Origin of the sequence: Paenibacillus sp. MAHUQ-63, from assembly GCF_028765165.1 — a bacterium.
Classification (GTDB): Bacteria; Bacillota; Bacilli; order Paenibacillales; family NBRC-103111; genus Paenibacillus_E.
Genome location: NZ_JARADB010000003.1, coordinates 519,794 through 534,431, shown reverse-complemented (window position 1 = coordinate 534,431; position 14,638 = coordinate 519,794). Strand labels below are relative to the sequence as shown.

At 51.5% G+C, this 14,638-nt stretch carries 9 protein-coding genes; 8 read left to right on the top strand and 1 reads right to left on the bottom strand.

The genetic code is table 11. The features are described from left to right. The 6 genes from PUT07_RS18605 (at position 1) to PUT07_RS18580 (ending at position 9,695) form a co-directional block, all read left to right on the top strand. A complete protein-coding gene (locus tag PUT07_RS18605; protein WP_274469856.1) occupies positions 1–1,605 on the top strand; it encodes a response regulator in 1,605 nt (534 codons plus the stop codon). A gap of 116 nt (positions 1,606–1,721) precedes the next feature. Then, positions 1,722–3,326 (top strand): extracellular solute-binding protein, encoded by a 1,605-nt coding sequence (locus tag PUT07_RS18600; RefSeq protein WP_274469855.1) that lies wholly within the window; start codon positions 1,722–1,724, stop codon positions 3,324–3,326. A gap of 28 nt (positions 3,327–3,354) precedes the next feature. Then, positions 3,355–4,311 carry an ABC transporter permease gene (locus PUT07_RS18595; protein ID WP_274469854.1) on the top strand — a complete coding sequence of 319 codons (957 nt, stop codon included), beginning with the start codon at positions 3,355–3,357 and terminating at the stop codon, positions 4,309–4,311. A gap of 22 nt (positions 4,312–4,333) precedes the next feature. Next, a complete protein-coding gene (locus PUT07_RS18590; protein WP_379240353.1) occupies positions 4,334–5,218 on the top strand; it encodes a carbohydrate ABC transporter permease in 885 nt (294 codons plus the stop codon). A gap of 23 nt (positions 5,219–5,241) precedes the next feature. Beyond that, entirely contained in the window at positions 5,242–7,263 is a 2,022-nt protein-coding gene (locus PUT07_RS18585; RefSeq protein WP_274469852.1) for an alpha-L-arabinofuranosidase C-terminal domain-containing protein, read from the top strand. 80 nt (positions 7,264–7,343) lie between these two features. Then, entirely contained in the window at positions 7,344–9,695 is a 2,352-nt protein-coding gene (locus tag PUT07_RS18580) for a family 43 glycosylhydrolase (protein WP_274469851.1), read from the top strand. Positions 9,696–10,337: 642 nt separating this feature from the next. Here the strand turns inward: PUT07_RS18580 and PUT07_RS18575 are convergent. After that, positions 10,338–10,724, bottom strand: a complete 387-nt coding sequence (locus PUT07_RS18575) for an ArsR/SmtB family transcription factor (protein WP_274469850.1) — start codon at positions 10,722–10,724, stop codon at positions 10,338–10,340. A gap of 118 nt (positions 10,725–10,842) precedes the next feature. On the opposite strand from PUT07_RS18575, the gene PUT07_RS18570 reads away from it, so the two are divergent. Beyond that, the gene (locus PUT07_RS18570; RefSeq protein ID WP_274469849.1) at positions 10,843–12,264 is read left to right on the top strand and encodes an MFS transporter; all 1,422 of its coding nucleotides are present in this window, start codon (positions 10,843–10,845) and stop codon (positions 12,262–12,264) included. Between the two features lie 685 nt (positions 12,265–12,949). After that, the gene (locus PUT07_RS18565) at positions 12,950–14,563 is read left to right on the top strand and encodes an extracellular solute-binding protein (protein WP_274469848.1); all 1,614 of its coding nucleotides are present in this window, start codon (positions 12,950–12,952) and stop codon (positions 14,561–14,563) included. The last annotated feature ends 75 nt before the right edge of the window (positions 14,564–14,638 follow it).

Below are 14,638 nucleotides of genomic sequence, written 5' to 3'. Positions count from 1 at the left end.
ATGTTTCGTGTTTTGTTGGTGGATGACGAGGCGCTGGCCCGTAACGATATGAAGAGTATGCTGGATTGGGAGAAGCATGGGTTCACCATCTGCGGTGAAGCGCAGAACGGAGAGATCGCGCTTACGATGATGGAGCGGGAGGCGCCGCATATTGCCATCCTGGATGTGAGCATGCCCATTATGAACGGCGTGGAGCTGAGCCGGATGATCCGAGAGCGGTTCCCGAAGGTGAAGATGATTATGCTGAGCTCGTTCGACGATTACGATTATGTGCGAACCTGCTTGATGAACGGGGCGATGGACTATTTGCTCAAGCACCGCTTGAATCCGGCGACGCTTCTGGGACTGCTGGAACAGGCGGTTCAAGCGCTGCGGAGCGAAGAACGGGAGCATGAAGCTAGAAGCGCGCAATCCAAAATGATCGAGCGCTTAAGCCCGGTCATCCTTCGGGAATACGTGGCTAATTTGGCCCGAGATGCGGAGCATGCAGGGGAAGCGCTGCAAGCTTATGCGAAGGATAATGGGCTCTACGCCCATTGTGTTAATTACGGCGTAGCCGCCGTACAAATCGTTCCTTTTCTGCTGCTGACGGAGTCTTTGAACGATGTGCAGAAGAACCGGCTTGTGCAGCAGGCCATCGATGTGATGCAGATGGCGATCGGCGACGTGCAGACGCGGACGGTCGGCTATGTAGGGGAGGGGCGTTTCATTGCGCTCTTCGCCTCGGAGGAACGAAGCGAGCATACGGTCGCCAGCTCCATCCGCCAGGCGGTTAGCTCGCTAGCTCACGCGCTGGAGAAGTTTTTGAACATGAAATGCGTGCATGTCATCGGGCCTCTATGCGGCAGCCTGAAGCAGCTTGGAGGCAGCTACCGCACAGCCGACCAAGAGCTGGACGCCAAGTTCCAGCAAGGCATGAACGCCTCCATGCTGCGGGATGCCCGGTTTGCCGAGCAGCAGAAGCAGCTGCTGCTCTTCCTGGAGCAGCTGGACGGTGAGCGGATCCAGCACACGGTTCAAACGATTTTTGCCGCAGCAGCTCATCTCCCTGTCTATGCCATGACGGTGCAAGTGATCGTCAGCGAAATGCTGCATCTCGTGCAATTATCGTTGAAGCGGCATGATCCGCACATGTCGACCGAGGATCTGGACATGGCGTCATCACGGAACGAGCTTGCCCGCATGGGGAGCGTGTCCGAGCTGGAACGGCGGCTGTTAGCGTACTTCGCCCAGTTGGTGGAGACGATCAAGAAGCAGCATGCCGGCGAACCGTATTCGCGCCATATTGCCAAAGCGGTGCAATTCATCACCGACCATTATGCTTCTAACATTTCTCTGGACAGTACGGCCGGCGCCTTGAACTTGAATCCTTCCTATCTAAGCAGGCTGTTCAAGGAGGAGACGCAGTTGACCTTCACCGAGTATTTGAACCGGGTTCGCATTAAGAAAGGCTGCATGCTGATGGAATCAGGCTCTTATGCACTGAAACAGATCAGCAGCGAGGTCGGCTTCGTGAGCTATACGTATTTCTTCAAAGTATTCAAAGGGATAACGGGAATGACGCCGCAAGCGTATATCGATCATTTGAAACAGTCAAAAAAGTAGAATGGAAAGTCATATATGTTGAACCATTGGGGAGTCGACATTCATTATAATGAGAGCAACCCTTAGAAAACGCTTTCTCAACAAGGGCTAACATCCACGAACGGAGGAAAGATAAAATGAAAAAAAATTGGGGGACTTTACTGCTTTCTACTTTAGTTGTTTCCAGTATGACGTTATCCGCCTGCAGCTCCGATACGGCTTCGAGCACAGATCAAGAGAAGAAGCCTCAGGGCGATGCAACGAAAAGCGTGTCATCCGAAGGATTCCCGATTGTAAGCCAACCGCTCAAGCTTAAGATGTTCACGCGGATTGCGCCGGCTAACGGACCTTTCAAGGATATGCCGGTGTTCCAGGATTATGAGAAGCTGAGCAACGTGCAGGTGGAATTCATTGAAGCGCCGACGGACGGCTTCGCGGAGAAGAAGAACTTGTTGTTCGCGTCCAATGAGCTTCCGGACGCTATGTACCGCTCCGGTCTCACACCTCTTGAGGCCATTCGCTACGGCTCGGGCGGGCAGCTGATTCCGCTTGAGAACTTGATCGATAAATATGCACCGAACATGAAGAAGCTGATGGACACGTATCCGGAGATTCGCTCGGCGATCACGACGCCGGAAGGTCATATTTATGCGCTGCCAGGCATTGTTTCTGTAAACGCTGCCAGAACGGACAAGCGATGGATGAACCAATCGTGGCTGAAAAAACTAAATCTGAAAGAACCGGAAACGACGGAAGAATTGTACGAAGTTCTAAAAGCGTTCCGTGATAAGGATCCGAATGGCAACGGCAAGCAAGATGAAATTCCGATGACGGCTCGTGCCAGCGGTGGACCTGGCTTAGGCATCCCGGTTGCCGATATCATGGGCGGGTCATTCGGCCTGGATAAGCAGCTTGGCTATTACATTAACATCGAGAATGACAAAGTCCAAATATGGATGGGGAATGACCGGAATAGAGAGATGTTAATGTATTTAAATAAGCTGTATTCGGAAAAGCTTCTGGATCAGGAGATCTTTTCACAGAAAGAAGCGCAATATTTGGCGAAGCAAGGATCAGGCAATACAGGCTTCTTCTTTGACCAGACGAACAATCCGATGCTGGGTGGGAAAGTGAACGAACAATACGCCGGCATAGCTCCAGTAAAAGGGCCGCATGGCGACAGGCTGCAGTTGTCAGCTCCAGTGCCACGGGATTTCGGAGCTTTCGCCATCACCTCGGTGAATAAGAATCCGGAAGCAACGATGCGTTGGATTGATTATTTTTACAGTGACGAAGGAGCTACTTTGCTGCGATTCGGCCGCCAAGGAGAGAATTATGAAATGCGCAATGGGATTCCTTATTATACGGACGCCTTCCTGGCGACAGGCAATCAGTCCAAAATCACTCCTTACGCCGGAGGCGGGGCTCCTCATCTGATTAGCGAAAAGGTAGCTTCGTTCATCAACCCGCCGCAGGTACAGGAAGCCCAAAAGAAGCTCGATCCTTATATGCCGAAAATTCTCTATGCGGCTCCGATGTTCGACGAGCAAACTGCGCAGCAAATCAATATTTTACGTAACGATATTGATAAGTATTACGAAGAACAAAGCACCAAGTTTATCGCTGGAGCGCTTAGCTTTGACAAGTGGGGCGAGTTCCAGAGCACGCTCAAGAAAATGAAAATCGACGAGCTGCAAAAGCTGTATCAGGACGCTTACGACAAGATAAAGCAGCGAAAATAAGCGGTATTTGACGGCTGGAGGGCTATAGATGAAGAGTACGGTAAATACGGCAGGCGTGGCGTCTCGAACCCAATCGAGGCGCTCCAGCCTCTGGAAAGCGGTGAGCAGCAGGTACGACCTCTATTTGATGCTGCTCATCCCCATCGCATGGTATCTTGTGTTTCATTACGGGCCTCTGTACGGGCTGCAGATTGCCTTCAAGAATTTCTCACCGGCCAAAGGCATCAGCGGCAGCGCCTGGGTCGGTCTGGATCATTTCGAGCGGTTCGTCGAGTCGTACTACTTCTGGAGGCTGCTCTGGAACACCATTTCGATTAATTTATTTTCTCTGCTGTTCGCTTTCCCGATTCCGATCCTCCTTGCTTTGCTGGTTACGGAAATTCGAAACAAGGCGTTCAGTAAAATTGTGCAAAACATTACGTATATTCCCCATTTTATTTCCATTGTCGTTATGGTCGGGATGATCATGCTGTTCCTGTCTACCCGAGGGGGACCGGTCAATACGATTATTGAAGCGATTGGCGGTACGCCGGTTCGGTTTCTCGATTCGGCAGGATGGTTCAAGACGATCTTCATCGGCTCTAACATCTGGCAAAATATGGGGTGGCAATCGATCATCTATATTGCAGCCCTGAGCGGCGTCAACCCGCAGCTGTACGAAGCGGCCAAAATGGATGGCGCAAGCCGGCTGCGGCGCATCTGGCACGTATCGATTCCCGGAATTTTGCCGGTCATCGTCATTTTGTTAATACTCGACGTCGGTCATTTCATGAATGTCGGGTTTGAGAAAATTTTGCTTATGCAAAATAATTTAAATCTGGAGTCCAGCGATGTGATCTCCACGTTCGTTTACTCCGCAGGTATTTTGAAAGGCGAATACAGCTACACGGCTGCTATTGGCTTGTTTAACTCTGTCGTTAATCTGGCGCTGCTGCTGCTCGTGAACCGGTTCGCCCGGAAAAAGGCGGAGACAAGTTTATGGTAAGGAGGGGCCTGTCGTGCAGGAAATAACGCGCAAGAAAAGGAAATCGGACGAGAAGATATTCGATGCCGTCGTGAACATATTGGCCGTCCTGATCGTGGTCGCCGTGCTGTACCCGCTCATCTTTATCGTTAGCGCATCCTTCAGCGATCCCGCATTGGTGCTAAGCGGCGAAGTCGTCTTACTGCCTAAGCAAATAACGTTGGACGCCTACCGGAACGTTTTTGAGAACGAGCAAATCTGGAACGGCTACGGCAATACTATTATCTACACACTCGTGGGTACGCTGATCAATCTGCTAATGACGACGCTCGCCGCTTACCCGCTGTCAAGACCGGATCTGCCCGGACGCGGGATCATTATGTTTTTCGTAACGCTTACGATGTTTTTCAGCGGGGGGCTCATTCCGTCTTATCTCCTCGTGAAAAACTTGGGGATGGTGGACACAATGTGGGCGCTGGTAATCCCGGGCGCTATTGCCACCTATAATTTGATTGTGATGCGCACTTATTTTCAAACCAGCATCCCTTGGGAGATTCAGGAAGCAGCACATATCGACGGGTGCTCGAACTGGAAGCTGTTGACGCATGTCATTTTACCCTTATCCAAACCGATCTTGGCCGTCATGATCCTGTTCTACGCGGTCGGTCACTGGAATTCTTATTTCAACGCGCTGATTTACATTCGCAGCAAAGATTTGTATCCGCTGCAGCTCGTGCTGCGTGAGGTGCTGATGGTCAACTCGGCGGATGCGGCTGACAGCAATGTAGGGCTGGAGTCCAAAGTGCTGCTTGCCGAAAGCATCAAATATGTTGTGATCATTATTTCCAGCCTGCCGGTGCTAGTTATGTACCCGTTTGTTCAAAGGCACTTTGTGAAAGGCGTTATGATTGGTTCATTAAAAGGATAACAGGGGGAGGAAGCGTTTAGACTATGGTGCAATCAAAAGCTAGAATCCAGGTCATGCCGAATCGCGTCGGCACAAGTAAAATTAATCCGTTCTTGTTCGGACACTTCGTCGAAGACATCCGCGATCATATGGATGCCATGTTGGCTTATCCGCTCAAAGATATGGACTTTGAAAGTATGGACGTCACGTACAGAGGGCTTTCCGGTGACTGGCGTCCCTACACGAACGGCAAAAGCACCGTTTATGGGCTTGAGGCTGCGGCCGCCCGCCATTCCGGGCATAGTCAAATGATTCGCATCTATAGCGATGATGAGGCTTATGCGGGCATAAGCCAAGCGATCGCAGTGAAGCAGGATTCGCAAGGCTATGATTTGGCGCTATATGCGCGAGCTTCTGTGGAGATCAAGCAGGTCACGGCGGAGATTGTAGATCGGGCATGCGGCGAAGTGCTGGGCCGGACGAATATCGAGCCGATCAGCCACGACTGGCGGCACTATGAAGCGGTGCTCACCGTTTCACGCGATTGCGAGCAAGCAGAGTTCCGCTTGTATGTGTCTGCGGAGCATGAGCGCTGGCTGGATCACGTATCCACGGGGATGCTTTGGCTGGATCACATTTCCTTGCTCCCTTCCGTACGCACAGGCAATGTCCGCCAGGAAGTCATGGCGATGACGAAGGAATTGAATGCCGGCATGATGAGGCTTGCGGGCAATTATATCAGCGCTTACCATTGGCAGCAGGCTATCGGGCCCATGTATGAACGCCCGTGCGTGATGAATGAAGCGTGGGGCGGCTGGACGAACAAATATTTCGGAACGGATGAGTTTATCCGGTTTTGCCGTGAGCTGAACGTAGAGCCACTCATCTGTGTCAACGACGGGTCGGGAACGCCCGAGGAAGCGGCCGCATGGGTGGAATACTGCAATGGCGATGCCCATACGCCGATGGGCAAGCTGCGTGCCGCCAATGGCTATCCTGAACCATATGGCGTGAAATATTGGGAGATCGGCAATGAAGTGTGGGGCGGCTGGCAGGTCGGTCACTGCACGGCGGAGCAGTTCGCAGAACGTTATCTGCAATTCGCACAGGCGATGAAAGCAACTGATCCGGGAATCGTGCTGTTGGCTTGCGGCGATGTGAGGATGGATTGGAACGAGCCGTTATTGGAGCGGGCTGCCGAGTATATCGATTATTTGACTTTGCATCTGTATCATGGCGCCAACCGGTTCGGGATGAATGCCCGTACGCCGCAAGAAGAGCGGTTTCAAGCTATCGTCACTTATCCGGAGTGGACGCGGGAAACCGTCAGACAATTAAGGGAAAAGTTCGGGTCCTCGGACCGTTACGCCCATCTGAAATTGGCTGTCACCGAATATAATACGATGTATTATGCGAATACAATCCGCAAAGGGCTTCCGAATGAGCATACGCTGGAGGCGGCGGCTGCGAATGCGGCGAATCTCAACGAATTCATCCGCAATAGCGATTTGATCGAGATCGGCAGTTTCTCCGACCTTGTGAACGGTTGGCTTGGCGGCTGCATTCGGGTGGGAGATTTCTATGCGGACCAGTTCCGAGGGAAATCTGCCGGCAGAAGCGAGAACCGTTTGACCGTGTACGGCACACCTTCTTATTATGTCATGAAGATGTATGCAAACAGCGACTTGGGGTACGTTGTGGAGAGTCAGACCGATTGCGCCGTTTTTTCGGTTCAACGTGCAGAGGGGACGGTACCCGCGCCGCAGTTGAATGATCTGCCGAACCTGGATGTCGTCGCTTGTGTGAATACAGCCGGCGATAAATTGACGGTTCTGATCGTGAACCGAAGTCTCGAGGATACGATAACCGATGTGGAGTTGGGCGGGTTCGCTGAATCGGGTACAGCCCGTTTGCTGGAACTGACCGGCGATCATTATGAGAGCATCAACAATGCGCTGAACCCGGAGAATGTGGTGTGCGTCACCCGCGAATTGCCGGTTATGCATTCACAAGTGACTTGTCAGCTTAGGGCTTCTTCCGTTTATGCGCTGGAAATTACCCGCTAGAAGAAGAGATAGATGGATAAATGCTAAAGTTTGGGATAGAAGGTTAGATAAATGCTAAAGTCTGAATAAAGGACAGATAAATGCCAAAGTCTAGAAAATCGTGGTTGCTTATTATTGCTGCGAGTGCAATTGTGCTGGTGGCGCTGGTATTGGTTACGCCGATGCTGCCGTCGGATGGAAAGAAGGGAGCGAACAGGATGGAGGTTGCTTTGGGACAAACGTACCAGAATCCGTTCGTGCTGGATCAGGAGTGGGAGGATTATGGCATCGGAGATCCTTATGTGCTTCGGTACGATGGCCAATATTATTTGTATTGCAGTACGAAGGACCGCAGAGTCGGCATTAAAGCATGGAGTTCGGACGATCTGGTGAACTGGCGCTATGAAGGGTTGGTTACGGAGGAGCCCATTAGCGTAGGCGCCTATGCGCCGGAGGTGGTTTATTGGAACGGTTCGTTCTATATGTATACGTCGCCTGCAGGCAAAGGACATTACGTTCTCCAGAGCGACAAGCCAACCGGACCGTTCGTTAAGAAGACGGACAATCTCGGGTTCACGATCGACGGCTCGGTGTTTATCGACGACGATGAGAAGTGGTATTTCACACACGCCAAATTCGGAGGCATTATGGCGAGCCCAATGTCCGATCCGTATACGATCGGAGCGGATACGCAGTTGAACGCCTCGCTCGGTCATTGGACGGAAGGCTCGATGATCATTAAGCGCAATGGGCGGTACTTCATGACGTACACCGGGAATCACGTATTCAGCAAAGGGTACCGTGTCAATTATGGCGTGAGCAAAGAATCTCCGATGGGGACCTACCATATTCCCGAGAACAATCCGATCCTGATTTCCACGGCGGCTGATTTCAACGGATTGGGACACAGTGCGACTGTAATGGGACCCGATCTCGATTCCTATTATATCGTCTACCATAACCTGATCGGACGCTCTGCGGAAGGACCTCCCGTCCGCAAGCTGAATCTGGACCGGCTCGTATTCAACGGGGATAAAATGTCCGTTCTCGGGCCGACGCACGGGACAGCGCAAGAAGCGCCGGCGATGCCGGTGTTCCGGGACGTGCCGGGTGCAGTGCCAGCCGGGGAGAAGTGGGAGTCGGCTGAGCTTGAAGGCCGTGAGACACTTTTGGCGCGAAGCCGTACAGAAGAGAAATATACCGTAGAGTATAACTTCCGGTTGGGCGATGCCGGGGGAAGTTCCTCGCTGGATGCTATATTCGCCTATGCGGATGAGCGCAATTATCGTTTAGTCCGTGTGAACGGGGCGGAGCTGGCGCTGGTCGACCGTGTGAACGGCGTCGACACGGTTGTTGCTGCGAAGCCGCTGCCTGATATGGCGAAGCTGCATACGATTCGCGTCGAGTCGGGGAGCGCGGGCACGCTGCTTTACTGGGACGGGCTGCTCAGAATCGAGCAGGCGGGTATGGCGGCTAAGGCCGGCCGGATCGGCTATGCATGGCCGCAGGGAGCGAAGCCGGAGCTGCGCTATACGGCATTCGCGAATGATGCGAACGGCAGCAGTGATATGAAAGTGATCAAGCCGCTGCCCGGCGCGATGGAAGCTGTGCATGGGCTGCGCGACGGCAACCCGGACGTACGATCCGGTATAACGCCCGACGGCAGCGATGCCGTGGTCCTGTCGGGCAAGGGCGACGGGATTTCCTTTCCCGTGAACGTTCGCCAGGACGGGAGCTATCTGCTTGCGGTGAAGGCAGCCCGATCGTCAGCAGGCTCCACGCTCTCCGTGGCAATCAATGGCAAGAGCAAGGAGGTCAAGCTGGATGCCTCCTTATTCGCAGCCGATGCGGAGTGGACGACGGTCCCGCTGGGCGAGTTCGCGCTAACGAAAGGGCCGCAGTGGCTGTCACTGAGCCGGGCGAAGGGAGAGATCACGCTCAGGTACGCGGAAGCGAGTTTGACGGCGCCTGTGCCCGAGACGACGGTCGTCAAGCCGGCGGCGGTTGGCATCTTCAACCGTTTCGGCGGCGATTGGGGCTGGACGGACTACGACGTCAGCTTCGATCTGACGCTCAAGGCCGATGCGGCTGAAAGCGCGGAGGAAGCGGGCATCCTGCTGAGGACGACGAACGAGTCCGAGTTCAAGGATCAGGTGAAGGATGCTTTCATGGGGTACGGGCTCGCGTTCTATAACGGCAGGGTCGTGCTGCGGCGAATCAGCTACGAGAATGCCGTTCAGGCAGCCTCCGGCACGCTGGCATTCCTCCCTGGCCAGACCCGCCGGATCACCGTGAAGCTGCACGGGCCGACCATTGCTGTTTTCGCAGAGGGCAGCCAAGCGCCGGTTGTGAAATGGACGGACCCGAATGCGTTCCTGCTGGGCCGTGTCGGGCTCCGGGGGGCATCGCCGGCGTGGACGATTTCGCCGCTGACGGTTGCAGCGGCAAAGTAACTGTCTGCACCTGTTATTAATGAAGTGACTACAGTAACTGCATGTACCTGTTGCGCCTATGTACTGACCGTACCTACTGCAACTGACTTACCTCTGCACCTGCTGCGACTGTTGGATGCACCTGCCTGAACTGTAGTAACTACTGGTAACTGGTGCACTGGTGCAACTGCCGCAAAACTGCTGCACCTGCTGTAAATGCTGTAAATGCTGTAAATGCTGTAACTGACTGCACCTGCTGCATGCGACTGCCCGAACTGTTGCACCTGCTGCAACTAAGTAAAACTAGCTGCAAGTGGATGCTAACTATACCTTACTACACCTACCAGCTACTTTTGGCTACCAACCGCGAGTGCTTGCCCGGTGATAACTGGAATTCCTCCCGTTATTTCGCCTTAAATGAATGGCTTGAGGGGAAATTACTGGAATTTCTCCAGTTATTTTCATTGAAAATGCGAGAAGTTCTGGCATTTAGGAGAAAATAACGGGAGTTTTTCCAGCTATGAGTCTGTTTAAACCATTAAAGGTGAAGAATAACGGGAGAAATTCCCCTTATTCCAAATCGGGCTGCTCTCCTACCAAACGCAAAAGTCCAATGGCTAATACGAAATTAGCTCATTGGACTTTGTGCGTTTTATTTGGAGACTATTCTACTCTAGACTCGTGCTCATGTTGGGGTTCCGCCTCCGACTCGTACAGGTCGGGATAAAGCTTCATTTTCTCACCGGAAGCTTCGTAGGCGGATAGTATAGATGTTAATAGTCCGGGGAAACGTATGTCTAAATCCTCGGATCTAAGGGAAATAAGACGTTGGGTGCCGTGGATGCGTACGTTGATGACACCGGCTTCTCTTAACGTGCGAGCATGGTGTGACATCGTGGATTTCACAACGGGAACTGCGAAGTCGCCGCATGCCCGTTCACATCCTTTGTAAAGCTCCGAAACAATTAATAAGCGAACCGGGTCGCTCAGTGCATATAGAACGGTGGATAATTGAATGTCTGCGCGATCTGGATGAAATAAGTGCTTCACTCGAGCATCCCCCTTACTTTTTTACAGTATATGATTGAATTATAGCACAACCCGTGTTATTATTCTATTGTTCGATTATTATCGAAATAACGAATTTAAAGAGAGCGAGGTAATAACCATGCGAAAAAAGCATGATCCGAAGCATAAAAATACAATTCAAGCCAGCAAGGCCCATATTGGCCATGTTAACCGCGAGGGCAGCGATAGCGGTATGAGAGAAGGCGTCGTCACCTTGCTGCTCGGAATTACGATCGTCCTTGTCATCATGAACACGATGATGTTCAATTTGGCTCTCTCGGACGTGGCTAAGGAGTTCAGTCTTACGGCATCGGCTACCTCTTGGATCGTAACCGGATATTCCATTGTATTTGCGATCTCATCGATTACGTACAGCCGGCTTGCTGATTTTATTCCCATCAGGAGACTTTTCATTATTGGGATATTATCGCTCAGCCTAGGTGCTATCGCGGGACTGTTCAGCAACAGTTTTGCTATGCTGCTGATCGTGCGTATTGTGCAAGCATCCGGAGCAGGCTCGATTCCAGCCTTAGCACTAGTTTTATTATCTCGGTACATTCCTATTCAACGTCGTGGGAAAGCTATGGCTATGATCATGTCTTCGGTCGCTTTCGGACTTGGTTTCGGTCCCGTCGTTGGTGGAATTGTCGTCGAGTATCTCGGTTGGAAGCTTTTATTTGTCGTTACAGCTGTCACTTTAGTGCTCGTGCCTTTCTATATGTCAATGATTCCGAAAGAGGAGCCGCGGAAAGGGTCCTTTGATGCAATTGGCGCGTTTTTCATTGGAGTTGGAACAACAGGGCTGCTCTTATTTTTGACGAACCATTCGGTCATCGCACTTCTGGCGGGGCTGGTTTCCATTGTTCTATTTATTATACGCATTCGCTCGGCCAAAGATCCCTTCGTACTTCCGGCGTTGTTTAGCAATCGTTCATTTTTAATTTTAGGTGCCGTTGGAATTGCGGCGTATTTATGCAGTTTTGCAACTTTATTCCTGATGCCTCAAATATTGGTCAAACAATACGGGCTGAGCGCCATCCAAGCTGGTTTGGTTATTTTCCCAGGCTCAGCATTGGCAATGATCGTCTCACGCAAGGTAGGACGGATTATCGATGCTCGCGGGAACAGCTCGCTCATTCGTTACACGCCGTTGTTTTTGCTCGCTTCCGTTATTTTGTTCGCGCTGCTTGAGGGCGTTTCTTTCTTGGCGATCCTGTTCATTTATATGCTGATGAGTGTTAGCTACACCATTTTGACGAGCAGTATTTCCAACGAAATCTCCAGATTGCTGCTCCCTTCACAGATCGCTTCTGGACTTGGATTGTATCAGTTGCTGCAATTTTTTAGCGGTGCTTTCGGGGTTGCCGCAACGGCAAGCGCGCTTGTATGGCAGAAAGATTTTCCTTTGGCGCACGCCTACAGTAACATTTATTGGGGGCTTACGTTGGTTGTGATCCTCTCCATTATATGTGCAATCGGCTATCTTCGGGCCGGCATGCCTAAGCCGCAAACAGTTTCCTAATTCCAAGGAAATTTCCCGGGGAATAAATTTTTGCTTGCTAAACGCGGAAATTAGCCTCATTTCAATTCTAGCGGAGACCAGAGTGCTTATTTGCTTTTATTGGGGGGAATTGTCGCCTGAATATGAATACGCAAATAGCAGCACTGGCATCCGTTAAAATGTAAAGAGATTAAAAAAGTGCCAAATAATGTATCATCTGTCCCTTAGCGGGGTAGGTGAGATGATTTCAGCGATGTCCTCGCAAGGTGCATGGTTGTGGCACTACTAAACTTTGCGGGTGTGACTTTGCGGTGCGAAGTGCTAGGGTTACTTAGTCCATGGACGGTAAATTACATCCCTCAGTGCTAGCCCATTAGCAGCGAGCGGTGCTTTGTTAATAGCGCTTGTGCCATGAACGGTGAAATGTTCACAGTATTACACACACGCACTTTCACACCGGATAAACCCGCGGCGCAGGTTGCCACTGAGGTGTATCCGCCCCCGATGCTGACCTGTGCTTTTATGATTATCTACCGCTTTAGCATTATCTACATGCTGAGAAGCCTTGATCTGACAAGGTTTCTCGGCATTTTTTGCGTTCAGCAGTGAAATAAACAAGCGAATGGAAATCATTTTATTTACGAGAGGTGGAAGCGCTTTTATGATGAAATAGGAACCAACGCAAGCTCAAAAGGGAGGAACAACAATGTCAAAGAAGCTGATCAGCGCTGTAGCGGGAATTGCGATGATGACTTCCGTACTGGCTGCCTGCAGCGGGAACGCGGGCGTCAATCAGACGGCCAGTCCAACGCAAGCATCGACCGCACCGGCAGGTAAGCCGGCAGAGACAGCCAAGCAGTATGGCGACACAGGAGGGTTGAAGCTGCCGCTCGTCGATCAACCGACCACGGTGACTTGGATGCTGCCAAGCAATTCCACCAATATTAAAGAAGATAAACTGGTCGTTCAGGAAATTTTGAAACGCACAGGCATTAAAGTCGAGTTTCAGACATATTCCCCTCAGACCTATCAAGACAAGCTTAAAGTTATCGTAGCTTCCGGTAAGCTGCCGGACATTTTCGACGGGCTAAAGCCTGCGGAATTAAAGAAAATCGGGAAGCAAAAAGGGGTCGTTGCGATTAACGATTATGCGGATATGCTGCCGAACTTCAAAAAGCTGTATTTGGAAGAAAACAGCTGGGTTGTGAAATCCTACGGCGACGAGAACGGCAAGCTGTACACGTGGCCCATTTACAATTTGAACCGGGATGTCAATCATGGCTTCATGTACCGGAAAGATATTTTCGATAAGCTCGGCATCAAGGAGTGGACCAATACGGAGGAGTTCTACCAGGCGCTCAAAAAATTGAAAGAAGCGTACCCGAACTCGTATCCCTACGCGTCCAAAGGGCTGGTCAACGTATTCAAAGACTGGTCATACGGTTGGGGGATAGGCAGCGACAGCTATCCGGCCTACTACGATGAGAAGGATAAAACATGGAAGTTTGCCGCAATTCAGCCCGTGCATAAAGAAATGCTTGATTTCATGAAGAAGCTGTACAATGAAGGGCTGATCGATCCTGAGTTTTTGACGGATACGCAGGATTCCTGGACAACGAAGATGACGACGGACAAATCGTTTGTGACGTGGGATTGGATCGGCCGTCTTGACTTGTTCTACAACCAGATTAAAGCCAAAAATCCGGATTATAATTTGCGGTATGCGTATCCGATCGGTCCGACGGGCAACGTCAGAACGCTGCCGAAGGTATCCGATTTCAGCGTGACGGTAGCGAATAACAAAAACAAAGAAGCCGCCTTGAAGCTGCTTGACTATTTGACCAGTCCGTCCGGCAGCGAGCTGATGACGGTTGGGGTGGAAGGCGTCAACTTCGAATGGGGCAAAGACGGCGTTCCTGTATACCCTGAGCTGAAGGATCTGCCTCTGGTGGATATCAGCGTGCTGGAAGACCGGTATGCCATGTGGCTGGAGAGCGCCTATCTGCGGCCGGACCGCCGAAGCGTGTACTACAAATTCTCCGAGAAGGAACAAGAGGCGCAGGACAAAATTCTTAAAGGAAATAAGCGGGAAGCGGCTGATCCGATTCTGAACTTCACGGATGCGGAGATCTCCACGCTGGCCGAGCTGCAAACGACGCTGCAGAAAGCGGCCGAAGAGTTTAACGCCAAGTATGTGCTGGATAAAAAATACGGCGACGAGCAATGGGAAGAGTGGAAGAAAAACATTGCCAAAAAAGGCGTGGACGCCTATATGAAAGTGTACAACGACGCGCAAAAGCGTTATGACGCTGCGAAATAAGGAAGAAACCGGGAGTGGCGCCTTCATGGGGGTACGGTGATGACCGCTTGACCTACTGCTGCGGGCGGTTGCATG